14 protein-coding genes are annotated in these 17,515 nt (G+C 35.1%); 7 read left to right on the top strand and 7 right to left on the bottom strand.

What is annotated here, in order from left to right; all coding sequences use genetic code 11:
• Positions 1-33 precede the first annotated feature (33 nt).
• From H603_RS0114930 to ychF, 6 genes are all read right to left on the bottom strand, one after another.
• On the bottom strand, positions 34-2,736 hold the full coding sequence (locus H603_RS0114930; protein ID WP_026709371.1) for a DNA gyrase/topoisomerase IV subunit A: 2,703 nt from the start codon (positions 2,734-2,736) through the stop codon (positions 34-36).
• 7 nt (positions 2,737-2,743) lie between these two features.
• Positions 2,744-2,977: a DUF1016 N-terminal domain-containing protein gene (locus H603_RS17790; RefSeq protein ID WP_394359130.1), complete on the bottom strand. Its 234-nt coding sequence runs from the start codon at positions 2,975-2,977 to the stop codon at positions 2,744-2,746.
• 207 nt (positions 2,978-3,184) lie between these two features.
• On the bottom strand, positions 3,185-5,047 hold the full coding sequence (locus H603_RS0114925; protein ID WP_026709370.1) for a DNA topoisomerase IV subunit B: 1,863 nt from the start codon (positions 5,045-5,047) through the stop codon (positions 3,185-3,187).
• Positions 5,048-5,432: 385 nt separating this feature from the next.
• On the bottom strand, positions 5,433-5,960 hold the full coding sequence (locus H603_RS0114915; RefSeq protein WP_026709368.1) for an NADPH-dependent FMN reductase: 528 nt from the start codon (positions 5,958-5,960) through the stop codon (positions 5,433-5,435).
• Positions 5,961-6,381: 421 nt separating this feature from the next.
• Positions 6,382-7,425 (bottom strand): MBL fold metallo-hydrolase, encoded by a 1,044-nt coding sequence (locus tag H603_RS0114910; RefSeq protein WP_026709367.1) that lies wholly within the window; start codon positions 7,423-7,425, stop codon positions 6,382-6,384.
• Between the two features lie 127 nt (positions 7,426-7,552).
• Complete coding sequence (gene ychF, locus H603_RS0114905) at positions 7,553-8,647, bottom strand: redox-regulated ATPase YchF (protein WP_026709366.1); 1,095 nt, start codon at positions 8,645-8,647, stop codon at positions 7,553-7,555.
• Positions 8,648-8,954: 307 nt separating this feature from the next.
• On the opposite strand from ychF, the gene H603_RS0114900 reads away from it, so the two are divergent.
• The gene (locus H603_RS0114900; protein WP_026709365.1) at positions 8,955-11,615 is read left to right on the top strand and encodes a TonB-dependent receptor; all 2,661 of its coding nucleotides are present in this window, start codon (positions 8,955-8,957) and stop codon (positions 11,613-11,615) included.
• 181 nt (positions 11,616-11,796) lie between these two features.
• Positions 11,797-12,330, top strand: coding sequence for a hypothetical protein (locus tag H603_RS0114890; protein ID WP_026709364.1), 534 nt, complete (start codon positions 11,797-11,799; stop codon positions 12,328-12,330).
• 176 nt (positions 12,331-12,506) lie between these two features.
• Here the strand turns inward: H603_RS0114890 and H603_RS0114885 are convergent, their stop codons facing one another.
• On the bottom strand, positions 12,507-12,857 hold the full coding sequence (locus tag H603_RS0114885) for a 4Fe-4S dicluster domain-containing protein (protein ID WP_026709363.1): 351 nt from the start codon (positions 12,855-12,857) through the stop codon (positions 12,507-12,509).
• A gap of 150 nt (positions 12,858-13,007) precedes the next feature.
• Between H603_RS0114885 and H603_RS0114880 the strand changes: the two genes are divergently transcribed.
• From H603_RS0114880 to H603_RS0114855, 5 genes are all read left to right on the top strand, one after another.
• Positions 13,008-14,066 (top strand): acyl-CoA reductase, encoded by a 1,059-nt coding sequence (locus H603_RS0114880; RefSeq protein WP_026709362.1) that lies wholly within the window; start codon positions 13,008-13,010, stop codon positions 14,064-14,066.
• Between the two features lie 93 nt (positions 14,067-14,159).
• Positions 14,160-15,230 carry a 3-phosphoserine/phosphohydroxythreonine transaminase gene (serC, locus tag H603_RS0114875; protein ID WP_026709361.1) on the top strand — a complete coding sequence of 357 codons (1,071 nt, stop codon included), beginning with the start codon at positions 14,160-14,162 and terminating at the stop codon, positions 15,228-15,230.
• A gap of 104 nt (positions 15,231-15,334) precedes the next feature.
• Complete coding sequence (locus tag H603_RS0114870) at positions 15,335-16,285, top strand: D-2-hydroxyacid dehydrogenase (RefSeq protein ID WP_026709360.1); 951 nt, start codon at positions 15,335-15,337, stop codon at positions 16,283-16,285.
• A 100-nt stretch (positions 16,286-16,385) separates the two neighbouring features.
• The gene (locus H603_RS0114865) at positions 16,386-16,946 is read left to right on the top strand and encodes a DUF937 domain-containing protein (protein ID WP_026709359.1); all 561 of its coding nucleotides are present in this window, start codon (positions 16,386-16,388) and stop codon (positions 16,944-16,946) included.
• A 116-nt stretch (positions 16,947-17,062) separates the two neighbouring features.
• Positions 17,063-17,494, top strand: a complete 432-nt coding sequence (locus H603_RS0114855) for a DUF6146 family protein (RefSeq protein WP_026709358.1) — start codon at positions 17,063-17,065, stop codon at positions 17,492-17,494.
• Positions 17,495-17,515 lie beyond the last annotated feature (21 nt).

The following is a 17,515-nucleotide window of genomic DNA, read 5'->3' as shown; positions in this document are numbered from 1 at the left end:
TGAGCAGTTCGGATTTTCTATTTGTAGTATCGATTAAAACAATATCACTTGACCATCGTCATCAAGCTGCACGTTAGAATCATCATCCCCATTAGGCGCAATTCGTTCTGGTTTAACCTCAACTGGAATCTCATACGGCAATGGTTCTAGCATATTAACTTGCTTTAACTTATCTGTAGTTAATTGATTCCCTAACGCTTTAAATCCCTTAATCGCTATAAAATCCTCGACATCAATTGTTATACTTTCCTTTTGAACGCCTTTTACTTTTGGAAAAATAAGTTCCGCCACAGGGCGATAATCTGTTGATACTATTTCTAGCTGTGAATTAGCATGCTCTGTAATGAAGGTTTCTTCCTTATTTTCGGTTTCTACCAAGAAGCGTTTTAAATAATAGCGCTCCTTTTCACCATCAAAATAAATAGCCGAGATAGGTTTTTTTGGCACCCATTTCTCCAGCACAATCATATCTGTTTCAAAATGAGTCGTTAATTCTGGGATAACTACTTTTAATTTTCCAGATTGCTGAATTATTAATATTTTGTCACTCGGTCTAAATTCTCCCAATAAATCACCTCTACCATCAACATTCAGTCGACGTACGGTGTCATCATACCACACTTTTCGTGGCAGTAATGTCGAAATTCCTTTTTCTTTAATTTCGATCTTCTTGATTGGATATTTACTAGCAAGATTACCTTTTGAGCCTCGTCCTTTAATGGCAAGTTTAGCAAAATCAATATCAAATTTCAATTTCTTAATACTACTTACTTGTCTTAAAATCACTGTAATTACTTCGGCTTCTCCATTAGGATTACACGTAAAATACAAAATCTGAGATCCTTTTGTACCATTAGTTAAATCATATAATTTATCTCTAGTGACACCAGACACATTAAAACGCTTAATGTAGGAAGGGCCAGATTTTCCATCTCTGTAAATCACATTGTATATAGTACGCTTATCACTTTTGTCAAAGATGGCAATGTGAATGATATCTTTACCTACAAAGGTCTTAGCATCGACTTTTGTAATCATCATACTACCATCTCGTAGAAATACAATTACATCATCGATATCAGAACAATCCGTAACGTACTCATCTTTTTTCAAGCTAGTCCCTACAAAACCTTCTTCTCTATTCACATAAAGCTTGGTGTTTCTAAGCACAACTTTAGTAGCTTCGATATCGTCAAAAATGCGAAGTTCTGTTTGACGCTCTCGGCCTTTACCGTATTTTTCTTTTAGTTTAACAAAATATGCGATAGCAAAATCAATCAAGTGTTCTAAATCATGCTTTACTTGCTCGATGCTACCCTCTAGCGCTTCAATTTTATCCTGTGCTTTGTTACTATCAAATTTAGAGATACGCATGATTCGAATGTCCAATAATCTAAGAATATCCTCTTCATTAACAGCACGCTTTAAATGTGTAATGTGCGGTTTTAAACCATCATCAACAGCTTTAATAACATCTTCCCTTGTGGTTTTTTCCTCAATATCACGGTAGATTTTGTTTTCGATAAAAATACGTTCCAAAGACAAGAAATGCCATTGCTCTTCTAGTTCGCTCAGTTGGATTTCGAGTTCGCTCTTTAATAACTGCACCGTTCTATTTGTCGATATTTTCAACATATCAGACACCCCAATAAACAACGGTTTGTTATCCTCAATTACACAACCTAATGGTGCCACTGAGGTTTCACAAGCAGTAAATGCAAACAGGGCATCAATTGTTTTATCTGGAGAAACTCCTGGATACAGGTGAATTAAAATCTCTACATCGGCAGCTGTATTGTCCTCGATTTTCTTGATTTTTATTTTCCCTTTATCATTTGCTTTCAAAATACTATCGATCAATGTCGTTGTATTTGTAGAAAACGGAATCTGGGTAATCACCAAAGTATTTTTATCTAACTGCGCAATTTTTGCACGCACACGCACACGACCACCACGCAGTCCATCGTTATAATTAGACACATCGGCAATACCTTGTGTCATAAAATCAGGATAGATTGTAAAAGGCTTCCCTTTCAAAATTTTAACCGAAGCATCAATCAATTCGTTAAAATTGTGTGGCAATACTTTGGTCGAAAGACCTACAGCAATTCCCTCTGCTCCTTGTGCTAAAAGTAACGGAAATTTTACTGGTAGATTATTTGGTTCTGCTCTACGCCCATCATAGGACATTCCCCAATCTGTAATTTTTGGACTATATAAAACCTCCAAAGCAAACTTAGATAAACGAGCTTCAATATAACGGGAAGCTGCAGCGCTATCTCCTGTAAGGATGTTTCCCCAGTTTCCTTGGCAATCTATCAATAATTCTTTTTGGCCTATTTGCACCATAGCATCACCAATACTTGCATCTCCGTGTGGGTGATACTGCATGGTGTGTCCTACAACGTTGGCTACTTTATTATAACGGCCGTCATCCAGTTCTTTTAATGAGTGCATGATACGGCGTTGCACGGGCTTAAAACCGTCTTCGATTGCAGGTACAGCACGTTCCAAGATTACATAAGAAGCATAGTCTAGGAACCAGTCCTTATACATTCCGGTTACCTTAGTAATCGTCTCTGCACCGTCTTCGTTATTATCGTAAAAATGTCCTCCTTCATTCAAAGATGTTGTTTCTTCAATAGATTCCTGTTCCTGATTTTCATCTGGAGTGGCTTCATTAGAATTTACATCTTCGCTTTCAGAATTTATATTATCCTCTTCCTCGTCTTTCATATAGTGATTACGAAATTAATTTTATTAAATCTACTTTACATAGTAAAAACGGTTTTGTATTTACTAGTGAAGGTATGTTGCTATTCTTAAGACTTAAATAACTTAAAATAGACTCTATCAAAATCGTCGACAGTGATGACGAATTTGAATATGTTTTAAAGAACTTTCTTATTTGTTCTAAATTCCTCCTTGAAAACCCCTTCCCAAATTCTTTTGTAAAATCTGTAGAGAGTCCTTTCAGTATTTGTTTGCCACACTACGCTCTTTCATTTCCGCTTTGTTCTTCTTCAACAAGCCCGCTAGCTATTTCAAAATAAGTTTAGGTCATGATTGAATTTACAGTGCGTAAAATGATGGCGTGCATTTTCGAAAAGCGCAAGTACCTGAGCGAATAAAATTTTATTTTGAAAACTTTCTAACACTCGTATTTATTTCCAAAATTATCACGTTACTCCTTCTCTACTACATCCAGCTCTACCTTCAAGTTTTTAATAATAAACTCTTGACGGTCTGGCGTATTTTTCCCCATATAAAAAGAAAGCAATTGCTCTACTGAGGTGTTTTTATCCATCATTACAGGGTCTAATCGAATATCTTCCCCAATAAAAAACTGAAACTCATCTGGCGAAATCTCTCCCAATCCCTTAAATCGAGTGATCTCTGGCTTCGGTTTTAATTTCTCTATTGCCTCTTTACGCTCCTCGTCTGAATAGCAGTAAATGGTTTCTTTTTTATTTCGAACCCTAAACAATGGCGTTTGTAAAATATATAAATGGCCTTCCTTGATCAACTCTGGAAAAAACTGCAAGAAGAATGTGATCAATAATAATCGAATGTGCATTCCATCGACATCGGCATCTGTTGCAATCACAATATTGTTGTAACGCAAGTTTTCCATGTCGTCTTCAATATCTAACGCTGCTTGTAATAAGTTGAATTCTTCGTTCTCATACACAATTTTCTTACTCATTCCGTACGAGTTCAAAGGCTTACCACGCAAACTAAAAACGGCTTGTGTATTTACATCGCGCGATTTAGTAATCGACCCCGAAGCCGAGTCCCCCTCTGTTATAAATAACGTACTTTCTAGGTAGCGCGGATTTTTAATATCAGGCAAATGCACACGGCAGTCGCGTAGCTTTTTATTATGTAAGTTCGATTTCTTCGCTCTGTCTTTGGCTAGTTTTCTAATACCTGAAAGCTCTTTACGCTCTCTCTCTGCTTGCAAAATCTTTCGCAAAAGCAAATCGGCCGTTTCAGGGTTTTTATGTAGGTAATTATCTAATTTGTTTTTTACAAAATCATTTACAAAGGTACGTACTGATGGCATTCCAGGATCAGAACCCATGTCAGTAGAACCTAGTTTTGTTTTTGTTTGTGATTCAAATACAGGCTCCATTACCTTTACACTCACGGCACTCACAATAGATTTCCTAATGTCAGATGGATCAAAATTCTTGTTATAAAACTCTCTTATTGTTTTTACTACTGCCTCTCTAAAAGCTACTAAGTGCGTCCCTCCTTGCGTAGTATTTTGCCCATTTACAAATGAGTGGTATTCTTCACTGTATTGTGATTTGCTGTGTGTGATCGCTACTTCAATATCATCCCCTTTTAAGTGAATAATTGGGTACACCATATCCTCTTCGGCAATGTTTTCATCTAATAAATCTTTCAATCCATTGTCCGAAAAGTATTTCTCACCGTTGTAAATAATCGTTAACCCTGCATTTAAGTAACAGTAATTTTTAAGCATTTTTACCACATACTCATTTCTGAATTTGTAGTTCTTAAAAATAGTTTCGTCTGGAATAAAAGTAACCTTCGTCCCTTTTCGCTTTGTAGTATCAATGATTTCCTCTTCGAGAACAAGATTACCAGCCGAAAATTCTGCCGCTTTTTGTTTCTCATCTCTAACTGACTCTACCCTAAAATAATTCGATAAAGCATTCACTGCCTTGGTTCCCACACCGTTCAAACCGACTGATTTCTTAAACGCCAGCGAGTCATATTTCCCCCCCGTATTCATTTTAGAAACCACATCAATCACCTTCCCTAGCGGAATTCCACGACCGTAATCACGTACAGCAACCGTTTTATCCTTAATCGAAACCTCAATTGTCTTACCAGCACCCATAACGAACTCATCGATACAATTATCGAGCACCTCTTTTAATAAAATATAGATACCATCATCAGCAGAAGAACCATCACCCAATTTCCCAATATACATACCAGGACGCATACGGATGTGTTCTTTCCAGTCGAGTGACCGAATATTATCTTCGGTATATTGATTTTGATCAGACATTGCGGGGATTTAACGATTTTGTGCTAATATAAGCTATCTCAATATATTTTAAAAGAGCAAACGTCCAAAATTATTAAGAATAAAATTTATGTCAAAATTCCAACAAAAATTATCCAAAAATTTTGTTCACAGAAGCTCTTTTTATTTATTTTTAGGACCAGATTACCCATTTTCCAAAACAACCTTTTGTCCCGCCATTCGCTGTATCTTGTGCCGGCATTTCCTGAAATTTCGGGACCTGCCACCACAAGGATGCCGCTGCTGTCGGGGGTAATAAGTTCGCACATTTTTTTTAAGAATATTCAGCAAAGTTTCATTAGAACATTCACTTCAACCATAAAAAAAAGCCTCCGAAGAAGCGTTTTCCTTGTTAAAGTTAGAATATTTAATATTGTAATCCTCGTACCATTTTTTTCAATTCTGCATCCATCTCTAAGTTGGAAATTTGACCTTTTTCAGTATCAAAATTGGCATCAAAATTAGGCAAAGAAAATGATCCTTTAACTTCAGCACCAAAGCGCGGAAAAGCACCTTTAGCAAGTTCTAAAACTGTTATTCCGCCTCTACCACCTGGCGAAGTTGCCAACAATAACATAGGTTTGTTCTGAAAAACTTCTTTTTGAATTCGCGTACACCAATCAAAAATGTTTTTGAAAGCCACCGAAAAGTTTCCGTTATTCTCTGCTAGAGAAACCACCAAAAAATCTGCTGAACCCATTTTATCCAAAAAAGACTGAGCCAAAGCATGTTGTCCAATTCCCTCTTCGGCATCTACACTAAAAATAGGCATTGAAAAATCGTTTAAATCTAACACCTCAACTTCTGCATTTTCAAAAAGGGAAGCGGCATAAGTGGCTAATTTTTTATTGATTGAGTTTTTACTGGGACTGGCACCAAAAGCTACTATTTTCATTGTTTTTTTTATAAAAATAAGGAAAATTAGTCCAAAATTGAATTTTAATAGCGGTAAAGTATCATTAGCTTATCCTTTTACAGGAATTTACATTGCTTAGGTGAGACGCTTTCAGCGGGACAAGATTGGGGAACGTCTTTGCGGCTAATTAAAAATTGCTTGATATAAATGGGAAGCTTTTCAGCGTGATAAGATTGAGGCATAATAATAACCTTATAACTTATTCGAAAGTCTATGGTTTGAAAGAGACGCTTTCAGCGGGACAAGATTGGGGAATAATAATGACCTTGCAACTCATTAGAAAGTCTCTGGTTTGGATGAGACGCTTTCAGCGGGACAAGATTGGGAAGTCACAGTAGTAGTAAAATAACTTGTTAAAACTTCTGAAACTTTGAGACTTCAAAAATTTAAACCAAAAAACCTAAACCCCTTTCCACCATTTTTCAGTTTTGATGGTTTTAGTGGTGAACAATTCCCCTATTTTTGGAACAATAGTGTTTAGCTTTTCAATAGCTGCCTTTGCCGTGAAACGTTCTACGGGATCGGTCCACGAATGCTGCGCCAAAACAAAACCAGCCCAATGTACTGGCATACAATTGTTAACTTTTGCATCTAATGCTGCTTGAACGCTTTCCTCAGGATACATGTGGATTTGATGCCAATTTTCATTGTATTGCCCACATTCCATGAAAGCGAAATCAAAAGGTCCGAGTCGGTCTCCTATTTCTTTGAAATGCTTGCCGTAACCGCTGTCACCACTAAACCAAATGTTTTCTTGAGCTGTTTTTAAGACAAAGCCTCCCCAAAGCGATTGCGAGCGATCTCCCACACCGCGTCCCGAAAAATGGCGTGTAGGCGTAAATGTAATTGTAATGTCTTTAAACCCTTTACTTTCCCACCAATCAAATTCGGTTATGATATCAGGATTTATTCCCCAAGAAACTAGATGCCGCTTAACGCCCAGAGCTACATAAAAACAGCTTACTTTATCTTTTAATTTAAAAATACTATCGTAATCTAAATGGTCGTAATGATCGTGTGACAATAGCACCAAATCTATTTGAGGAAATTCTTCAATAACCTTTAGCGCATGCTCACTGAAACGTTTTACAGCAAACGGCGCTATGGGTGCTGCATCAGGGCCAAACATAGGATCGATTAAAATCGTGTGTCGATTCAACTGCATAAATATAGCCGAGTGACCATACCAAATACTTTGCATCAAATTACTTGCTTTATCGAAAAGCTGATTACTAAAAGGCTTGATTGAAATAGGAGTTTCCGGTGCCTTACCTTTCTTTTCAAAAAACTGCTTTTTTAAAAACGACGGCAACTCTGACCAAGAGAAATCCATCGTCGTCTCCTCGATATTCTCAAATATTTTACCATTCCAATTTTTCGATAAAGAATATCGGTTTAAATCGGCTGCTGACGGCTTAGCTCCAAATTGCTTTAAAAATTTCATTGATTGTGTATTTGCTTCAGTGTAACCAAAAGATAAAAACCTGCAAAATTGCTTTTGCAGGTCCTCCTATTCATTGTTCTAAACTATTATTCTAGAATCTATTTTATTTATGCTATTCCAGGAAAGATTATACGTTAAAACGGAAGTGCATTACATCACCATCTTTAACAATATATTCTTTTCCTTCTACTTTAAATTTACCTGCTTCTTTTGCTTTCGCTTCAGATCCATATGCAACATAATCTTCATAAGAAATTACCTCAGCACGAATAAATCCTTTTTCGAAATCAGTATGTATAACTCCTGCAGCTTGTGGTGCAGTTGAACCTATATTGATCGTCCAAGCACGAACTTCTTTAACACCTGCAGTAAAATACGTTTGTTGCTTCAATAATTTGTATGCAGCACGAATTAAAACCGATGCACCTGGCTCAGTTAATCCCATATCTTCAAGAAAAACTTGACGCTCTTCATAGCTCTCCAATTCTGTGATATCAGCCTCTGCTCCTACTGAAAGAATAATTACCTCAGCGTCTTCATCCTTTACTAATTCTTTAACTTGGTCAACATACTTATTCCCATTTACTGCTGAGTTTTCGTCAACATTACATACATACAAAACTGGTTTTGCTGTAATTAATTGGAAACCTTCCATCAATACTTCTTCGTCATTGCTTTCTAAAGTAATTGTACGAGCCGATTTTGCTTGCAAAAGTGTGTCTTTTATACGGTCTAAAAGTGCTTTCTCAGTGATTGCTTCTTTGTTTCCAGTTTTTGCAGCACGGTTAACTTTTTCTAGACGTTTTTCTACCGTATCAAGATCTTTTAATTGCAACTCAATATCGATCGTTTCTTTGTCACGAATTGGGTTTACATTACCATCAACGTGAACAATGTTATCGTTATCAAAACAACGTAAAACGTGAATAATAGCATTACACTCTCTAATATTTCCAAGGAATTGATTTCCTAATCCTTCTCCTTTACTTGCTCCTTTTACCAAGCCTGCGATATCCACGATATCAACAGTCGCCATTTGCACACGTTCTGGTTTAACTAGCTCTTCCAGTTTGTTAATACGAGGATCTGGTACGTTTACCACACCAATATTTGGTTCTATTGTACAAAAAGGAAAGTTTGCACTTTGCGCTTTGGCATTAGACAAACAATTAAACAAAGTTGATTTTCCAACATTAGGTAATCCTACAATTCCTGCTTTCATGGTTTTTATATTTACAAATAGCTTTGACTGCTATACGTTTTACTTCTTACTTTAAAATTTGCAAATATACCATTTAATAAATGTAAGTGCCCAAAATCGTTAAATTAATGTTTTATGAGATTTTAATAAATTAAAGATTTAAGAATCAACAATAAAACGTCTTTCTATTGTGAACAAAATAAATTAAAACCCTTTAATAAGCTTATCATTGAATCATTCTGTAAAATTGTTAAAGTATTAAAGTTTTGTTAAAAAATTAGTATATTGCGTCAGTAATAAAACCAAAAAAAACCAAAACTATTAAATTATGAAAAAAATCACGCTGTTATTTTTATTATTAAACGTCAGCTTTCTTTTTGCTCAGAAGGAAGTCACTGGAGTCGTTAAAGACAATACAGGAGCTCCTCTTCCTGGAGTAAATATTGTTGAAAAAGGAACATCAAATGGTGTTTCTACAAATATTGATGGAGTATATAAAATCAAAGTACAAGAAGGTGCTAGCTTATTATTTAGTTACATTGGATTTGTAAAGTCGGAGAAAGTTGTAAACGGAAGTAAATTAGATGTTGTCCTTTCTGAAGAGGGCGGACAAGCGTTAGACGAGATTGTAGTTACAGGAACACGTACTGCGCCCCGAAGTAATACCACTAGTGCACTACCTATTGACGTTATCTCATCAAAAGATTTAGCCTCTACTGGTCAGGCAACTTTTGATAAAGCTTTACAATATAAGATTCCGTCTTTTAATACGGTGCAAACTCCTGTGAATGACGCAACGTCTTTATTAGATCCATACGAAATTAGAAATATGGGACCGAGTAGAACTTTAATATTAATAAACGGAAAACGTAAAAATTTAAGTTCGTTATTATATGTACAAACTTCTCCTGGACGTGGTGAAACAGGTGCTGATATTTCTGCAATTCCAACAGATGCCATTGAAAGAGTAGAAATCTTACGTGATGGCGCTTCTGCACAATACGGATCAGATGCTATTGCAGGAGTAATGAACATCATATTAAAGAAAAGTACAAGCGGTGGTTCGGCTACTTTGCGCACTGGAATAACTACTGAAGGCGATGGAGAAATGATAGGTGTAAGTTTGAACAATGGTTCAACGATAGGCGATAAAGGATACATCAACTACACTCTAGACTTCTCGAAAGTAAATCAGGCTAACCGTCCTGGTAAAGTAGATGCTCAAGGAGAAGCCAATGACTTCTTAAGTGGCTCTGCTGCCGATGTCGCAACTGTAAATTCGTTTTTATCAAAATATTCAGATGCACGTAATATTAATGGATCTCCTGAAACTGCAGCTGCAAAATTCCTTGTAAATGGAGGAAGAGAAATGAGTGAAACCTCATCACTTTACTATAATGCTGCTTATGTTTATAAAAAAGTAAACTCTTTTGCTAACTATAGAACACCATACTGGAAATCATTGACCGATTTACCTTACTTGAAAGACTTCTTTGGTGATGGTACTGATGCCTCTTATGAAGGGTACGTTCCAACATTTGAAGGAGAATTAAATGACTACAACGGAACTTTAGGATATAAATCAACAGTTAACGATTGGAATACAGATGCCAGTATTACTGTAGGTGGAAATTCACAAACATATGCTGTTAATAACTCTCACAATCCATCAGACATTAAAGATGCAAACGGAGAAAATGTATATAGAGAAAATAGCCCTATTTCATTTAGACCAGGAGGTACTTCATTCAATCACATTGTGGGTAATATCGATATTTCAAAAGTATTATCAGATAAAATAAGTATCGGATTTGGTTCAGAGATGAGAACAGAAACTTTTGAAGTAATTGCAGGAGAGCAAGCTTCATGGGACGGTGCAGGTTCAGATTCGTTTGCTGGAAATTTACCAGAAAATTCAGGAAAGTATAACCGTTACAATTTAGGAGGTTATTTTGATCTTGCTTATGATGTTACAGAAGATTTCTTAATCAACGGAACAGTTCGTTACGAAGATTATAGCGACTTTGGTGGCGCTACAGTTTGGAAAGTGAGTTCAAGATATAAATTTGCTGAAGATAAGGTGACGCTTCGCGGATCTGTTTCTACTGGATTTAGAGCTCCAACACTTCATCAAATTTATACTCAAAAATCACAATACTCATTTACGCCAGGAGAAGGAATTCAAATTAGTGGTATTATCAACAATGTATCACCACAAGCACGTCTTTTAAATATAGATCCTTTGGACGCAGAAAAATCTACTAATATCACTGTTGGTATAGGTCTAAAACCTTCAAGAAATTTTAATTTCACAGCTGATTATTACAACATCAAAGTAAAAGACAGAATTATATTAGGAGATAGAACTGCAACACAATTTGGTACCGTAGCTTGGTTTGAGAACTCATTTGACTCTAGAACATCAGGATTAGATGTAGTTGCAAACTACAACAACATAGAATTGGGAGAAGGAAAACTTGGTTTTAACCTATCTGGAAATATCACCTTCCAAAACGAAAGAATTTCTCCACTTAAAAATGATAATTTCAGCCCTACACTAGATGCATTGATGTTTACCTCGAGACCAGAAACAAAATGGATTTTAGGAGCTAATTACGAATTAGGTAAATTTGGATTCTCTTTAAACAATACGTACTTCGGGAAGACAACTTTTAAACAAGATGGTCTTAGTGATGATCTAAGAACAGAATTTATTCCAAAAATAATTACTGATTTAGGAATAACTTTTTCTGCAACTGAAAAATTAACATTTTCATTCAATGCAAATAATATTTTAAACATTCTTCCAGAATGGGAATTCAAAGCTGAAAACGCTGCAGGGACTACTTTATTAAGCGATGCTGCCGCTGTTAAAAATCAGTACAACCTTATTACGTTCAACGGTAGATATGACAATACTACCTATGATGGTTCGCACTTTAGTCAATTAGGAACTATGTTGAATTTATCAATGAACTACAGATTTTAATTGAGTTTATTTTTGTTTGAAAGAGGAGTGTCTACTGGCGCTCCTTTTTTTATGAATTCATTTTGAGCAATCATCTGATTATTTGAAGTCAAAAATTCTATAATCTTTGCATATCAAAATGTAACAGCTTGGAATGCATCGTGCTGTACATTTGTAGATATAAATATTTAAACACACTATTATGAAAAAGATACTATTAGTAATGGCAGCAGTTGTATGCTCTATTTCAATGCAAGCACAAATTAAAAATGTAAAATCGGAAGTAACTACTAGAATTACCACTATCAAAGATTCTGACGGTGAAAAACAAATGGTAAAATCTAAGGAGACCAATGAAACTCAAGCGATACAATTGAAAGACGCCAATTCCAGCTCCTTAAATAAAGACGAGATTTCTTCACCAATAGATGTGACATCAACAACAAAAATCACTGCTAACGGAGTGACAAGAATGATTGATGTTGATCGCTCAGCATACTATGATTTGGACGGAAAAAAATATAAAATTAGCACAGATAATGTAGGATATACAGTAACATTTCCTGATGGACAAAATAGCGGAGTGTTAAGAAAAACATCTAACAACAACTACATCTACAGAACAAACGACCAAACATCGTATGGTTATTTTGACAAAAGCGGGAATCTAATCTTAGAAAACTATGATTCAGATAACGACACTGTAACAGTAACTACATTTACAAAAAGTAAATAGTCTTTAAAACAACAAATGAAAGATCCCGATCAACTAATGATCGGGATTTTTTTTTGACCTGTAGTCAAGTAGAATTTGCAGGATAAAAAAAAGTAAATAATTAAACGAGATACATTCAACAAAAAAAACCTGAATACAATGTACTCAGGTTTTTTTTTGCTTTGCTTAAAGTGAATTTATTCGTTATGCAAGAAAGCTTGTCTATTTAATAAAGTCTCTTCAGATTCTACGTGATTATCATCTGGAATACAACAGTCAACTGGACAAACAGCAGCACATTGAGGCTCATCGTGAAAACCTTTACACTCTGTACATTTTCCTGGTACGATGTAGTAAACTTCATCTGATATAGGCGTTTGTGCATCATCAGAATCTACCTCAGTTCCATCAGGAAGAATTATTTTACCAGATAATTTTGTTCCGTCTTTATATCTCCAATCGTCAGCTCCTTCATAAATAGCTGTATTTGGACATTCTGGTTCACATGCACCACAGTTGATACATTCGTCAGTAATTATTATTGCCATGATTCTTGTCTTAAATTGATCGTTATAACACCGTAAGCAATCCGTTTTTATCATCTTAATATCCTTTTGGGATATTGCCTTTTGACTTTCGGTTTAATTATGCTTATTTTTGTGCAAAATTACAATCAAAACAATTCATAAACAAACATTATGACATTAGAAGTTAAAAAAAACATTTTTATTGAATTAGGTCATTTTTTAAAGCAGTTCAATGCTAATGAAACAGTTAAGAACGAAAATGTCCTTAAAAATGATTTGTTTTTCAATGAATTTAACAAATTAATTGAATTATCACAATCTCATAACGGCTGGTATACTCCTGAACAGGTATACTTTGCGATACAGTCTTGGGCAGAAGCCTTATCGAAAGAAAACCTTGAAAAATGGCTTTCAAACTATAATTTTGATAGTGTAGTCCAAAAAAACATTGCCCTAATCCTAGCCGGAAATATCCCTTTAGTTGGTTTTCACGACTTTTTTTCTGTGTTGATCACAGGTCATAGCGTACTTGTAAAAACATCTTCAAATGACCAACACTTATTGCCTTTTCTAGCAAAATACATAATTGCTTTAGAGCCTAAATTTGCTGATAAAATAACTTTTGTAGAAGGAAAGCTAGAAAATTTTGATGCCGTTATTGCGACAGGAAGCAACAATACAGCACGTTATTTTGAATACTACTTTAAAGACAAGCCTTCGATAATTAGAAAGAATAGAAACTCGGTTGCTGTTATAGATGGATCAGAGTCTAAAGAACAACTACTCGCACTAGGAGAAGATATTTTTAGGTATTTTGGTTTGGGTTGCCGCAACGTCTCAAAGCTATTCGTTCCTAAAGAGTATTCCTTTGATGCATTTTTTGAAGCTATTTTCGAATATCAAGATGTGATTCATTATGAAAAATATGCTAACAACTATGATTATAATAAAGCTGTGTTTTTAATGAGTAATTTTAAATTACTCGACAACGGATTTTTGACTTTAAAAGAAGATGCGAGTTACGCTTCGCCTATTTCAAGTGTGTTCTATGAGCGATATGAAAATCTTGATCTTTTGAAAAAGCAATTAAATGATGAAAAAGACCAAATTCAATGCATCGTAAGTAATGATTTAATTGATGGTAGTATTTCATTTGGAGAGACTCAAAAGCCTCAATTATGGGATTATGCAGATAATATAGACACTATATCGTTTTTGTTAATAACATAGTCTAAAATTGATTAATTATTGCGAATAATTTAACAGATATTCAAGTTGTATTGACGAAATTTGCGTCTTAAATTTTCGGACATAAACTACACCATGAAAAAACACAACTACAGCGCTGGACCTTGCATTTTACCACAAGAGGTCTTTGACAAATCAGCTCAAGCTATTTTAAATTTTAACGAATCAGGGCTTTCTATTTTAGAGATTTCGCACCGAAGTAAAGATTTTGTATCCATCATGGATGAGGCTAGATCACTAGCTTTAGAATTACTAGGTTTAGAAGGAAAAGGATATCAAGCATTATTTCTTGCTGGCGGTGCTAGTTTAGAATTCTTAATGGTTCCTTACAACTTAATGAAAGAAGGCGGAAAAGCTGCGTATTTAGATTCAGGTACTTGGGCAAGCGGAGCAATTAAAGAAGCTAAATTCTTTGGAGAGACAGTTACTGTTGCTTCTTCAAAAGATCAAAACTATAACAATATTCCTAAAGGATACACTGTTCCTGCAGATGCAGATTATTTTCACTGCACGAGTAACAACACTATTTTTGGAACACAAATGAAGGAATTTCCATCTGTTGATATGCCTGTGGTATGCGACATGAGTTCAGATATTTTTTCTAGAGTTTTAGATTTTACTCAATTTGATATTATCTATGCTGGAGCGCAAAAAAATATGGGACCTGCTGGAACTACTTTAGTAATTGTAAAAGAAGAGATTCTTGGTAAATCAGGCAGAACGATTCCAAGTATTTTAGATTATGAAAAACACATCAAAGCAGAAAGTATGTACAACACACCTCCTGTTTTTCCTGTGTATGCTTCATTGCTAACATTACAATGGTTGAAAAAACTAGGTGGTATTGCTGCTGTTGAAAAATTAAACAACGCTAAAGCAACTTTACTTTACAATGAAATTGACAGAAACCCTTTATTTAAAGGAGCTGCTGCAGTAGAAGATCGTTCTAATATGAATGCTACTTTTTTATTGAATAACCCTGATCACGCTGCTACTTTTGACGCAATGTGGAAAGAAGCGGGAATCTCTGGAATTCCAGGACACCGTTCAGTAGGTGGTTATAGAGCATCTATGTACAATGCAATGCCTATTGAAAGCGTTCAAGTATTAGTAGATGTAATGCAAGCATTAGAAAAAGCAATTTAAAGATTAAAATATAGACGGATAGCTGGTGTTTATACTACTAGCCTTTCCATTAGAAACAAATCAAGATTGAATTTTTTAATTATTCAATCTTTAAATTAAAAAAAATGAAAGTATTAGCAAACGACGGAATTTCAAAAAGTGGAATAGAAGCTTTAGAAAAAGGTGGATTTGAAGTAATAACTGCAAAAGTAGCTCAGGAACAAATTGCAAACTATGTAAATGAAAATAACGTAAGTGTTGTTCTTGTGCGTAGCGCGACAAAAGTTCGCAAAGATATCATAGATGCTTGTCCAGGATTAAAAATTATTGGTCGTGGTGGTGTAGGTATGGACAACATAGATGTTGACTATGCAAAAAGCAAAGGAATTCATGTGATCAATACTCCTGCATCATCTTCAGAATCTGTGGCTGAATTAGTATTTGCTCACTTGTTTTCAGGTGTTCGTTTTTTACATGATTCTAATAGAAACATGCCATTAGAAGGAGACACTAATTTTGACGGTTTGAAAAAAGCCTATGCAAATGGTATTGAGCTAAGAGGTAAAACTTTAGGAATTGTAGGTATTGGTCGTATTGGTCAAGCTACCGCAAAAATGGCGCTAGGCCTAGGTATGAAGGTAATCACTGCTGATAGTTTTATACCTCAAGTAGATGTAAAAGTATCGTTCTTTGATGGTCAATCTATTACAACTACACTAGTTTCTCAATCATTAGAATCGGTTTTCAAAGAAGCTGATTTTATTACTTTACACGTTCCTGCCCAAAAAGGCTACATCATTGGTGAAAAAGAAATCGCTACAATGAAAGACGGTGTAGGGATTGTAAACTGCGCTCGTGGTGGTGTTATTGACGAAGTAGCACTTGTAAAAGCATTAGACAGCGGAAAAGTTTTGTTTGCTGGAATAGATGTTTTTGAAAACGAACCAACTCCTGAAATGACCATTTTGATGAATTCAAAAATCTCTTTGACACCACATATTGGTGCAGCAACCGGAGAAGCTCAAGACAGAATTGGTACAGAACTTGCTTCACAAATAATCAGTTTAATTGGATAATTAAATCTGAACATCAAATAGTTAAGAAAGGGTTTACTAAAATATTTTAGTAAACCCTTTTTTTTTAGTAAATTGTCATCAAACCAAAAAATCAAAAGTAATGTTCGAACAATTAACACAATTAGCTCAGCAATTTGGGCAGGATACTGTTGTAAAAAATGACGCTATTCCAAACGAAAAAAATGAGGCGGTAATAAATGAGGCTAGTACATCTATTATCACAGGCTTACAAAAAATGGTTGCTGATGGCGACTTATCTAAATTAGGTGGATTATTTCAAGGTAATAATGCAAAAGACGCTTCAAATCCTGCTGTACAACAGTTAACACAACAGCTTACTGGTAATTTAAGTGAAAAATTAGGAATTAATAGTGGTACAGCTGCGAGTGTGGCCTCAACTTTAATTCCGAAAATTATTAGTGCACTTGTAGGTAAAGCAAAAGATTCAGGAGATTCTAGTTTTGAAATCTCTGATATAATTGCTGCTGTTTCTGGGGGCGGAGATAATGCAGGAATTATGGATGCAATTTCTAAGTATGGTGGCCAATTTGGTTTAGATCAAAACGGAGATGGAAAAGTAGATATGAGTGATGCAATGGATGCAGTAAGTAAAAAAAGCGGTGGTTTAGGCGGAATGCTAGGCGGTCTTTTTGGCAAATAAAACTTTATTATTTTAAAATAATATCTAAAGCACTTACTAAGGTAAGTGCTTTTTTTTTGTTAAAATCGAAACCCTTCCAGACAAAATTTTGTAATTTTAAAAGCAAACCGCTGATCATGAAAACAATTATAACTACGCTCCTACTTATCGTCTTTTTTTGTAGTTGCAATGCTTCAAAGGAGTTTCCGTCGCAAAAGCGGATTGCGAATGATAGTGTAAGTGATACTATTAGAATTGCAAACGACGAGCTAGAATATGAGGTGGTAATTATCGATCCTGGTTTTAGTTATTGGTTGGCCTCTAGAGCATTTCCTAGAAACTATCACTCACAATCTTATTTAGAAAATAAAAACCAACTGTGGGTAGACGAATGGAATCGCAGAGTACTTCAACCCTATCGTTACAACCCAAATTTGTACGAAATGACAATAAGTTATGACCAAATTACTGATTATGGATATGAGGTAAATTACCTAATTTATAATTATTTCATATATTTTCAAAATACCTATAAACAAAAACTATTTGGTTATGTCCCCACGAGATAATCTTAGTATATTTGTAATCAT

Source organism: Flavobacterium frigidarium DSM 17623 (assembly GCF_000425505.1).
GTDB lineage: Bacteria > Bacteroidota > Bacteroidia > Flavobacteriales > Flavobacteriaceae > Flavobacterium > Flavobacterium frigidarium.
The sequence above is the reverse complement of the archived record's forward strand: the minus strand, read 5'-3'. Positions and strand labels throughout refer to the sequence as shown.

Bases quoted from the DNA above. Each gene is read 5' to 3' on its own strand.
- H603_RS0114930 (WP_026709371.1), bottom strand. From the start codon at position 2,736: ATGAAAGACGAGGAAGAGGATAATATAAATTCTGAAAGCGAAGATGTA.
- H603_RS0114925 (WP_026709370.1), bottom strand. From the start codon at position 5,047: ATGTCTGATCAAAATCAATATACCGAAGATAATATTCGGTCACTCGAC.
- H603_RS0114915 (WP_026709368.1), bottom strand. From the start codon at position 5,960: ATGAAAATAGTAGCTTTTGGTGCCAGTCCCAGTAAAAACTCAATCAAT.
- H603_RS0114910 (WP_026709367.1), bottom strand. From the start codon at position 7,425: ATGAAATTTTTAAAGCAATTTGGAGCTAAGCCGTCAGCAGCCGATTTA.
- ychF (WP_026709366.1), bottom strand. From the start codon at position 8,647: ATGAAAGCAGGAATTGTAGGATTACCTAATGTTGGAAAATCAACTTTG.
- H603_RS0114900 (WP_026709365.1), top strand. From the start codon at position 8,955: ATGAAAAAAATCACGCTGTTATTTTTATTATTAAACGTCAGCTTTCTT.
- H603_RS0114890 (WP_026709364.1), top strand. From the start codon at position 11,797: ATGAAAAAGATACTATTAGTAATGGCAGCAGTTGTATGCTCTATTTCA.
- H603_RS0114885 (WP_026709363.1), bottom strand. From the start codon at position 12,857: ATGGCAATAATAATTACTGACGAATGTATCAACTGTGGTGCATGTGAA.
- H603_RS0114880 (WP_026709362.1), top strand. From the start codon at position 13,008: ATGACATTAGAAGTTAAAAAAAACATTTTTATTGAATTAGGTCATTTT.
- serC (WP_026709361.1), top strand. From the start codon at position 14,160: ATGAAAAAACACAACTACAGCGCTGGACCTTGCATTTTACCACAAGAG.
- H603_RS0114870 (WP_026709360.1), top strand. From the start codon at position 15,335: ATGAAAGTATTAGCAAACGACGGAATTTCAAAAAGTGGAATAGAAGCT.
- H603_RS0114865 (WP_026709359.1), top strand. From the start codon at position 16,386: ATGTTCGAACAATTAACACAATTAGCTCAGCAATTTGGGCAGGATACT.
- H603_RS0114855 (WP_026709358.1), top strand. From the start codon at position 17,063: ATGAAAACAATTATAACTACGCTCCTACTTATCGTCTTTTTTTGTAGT.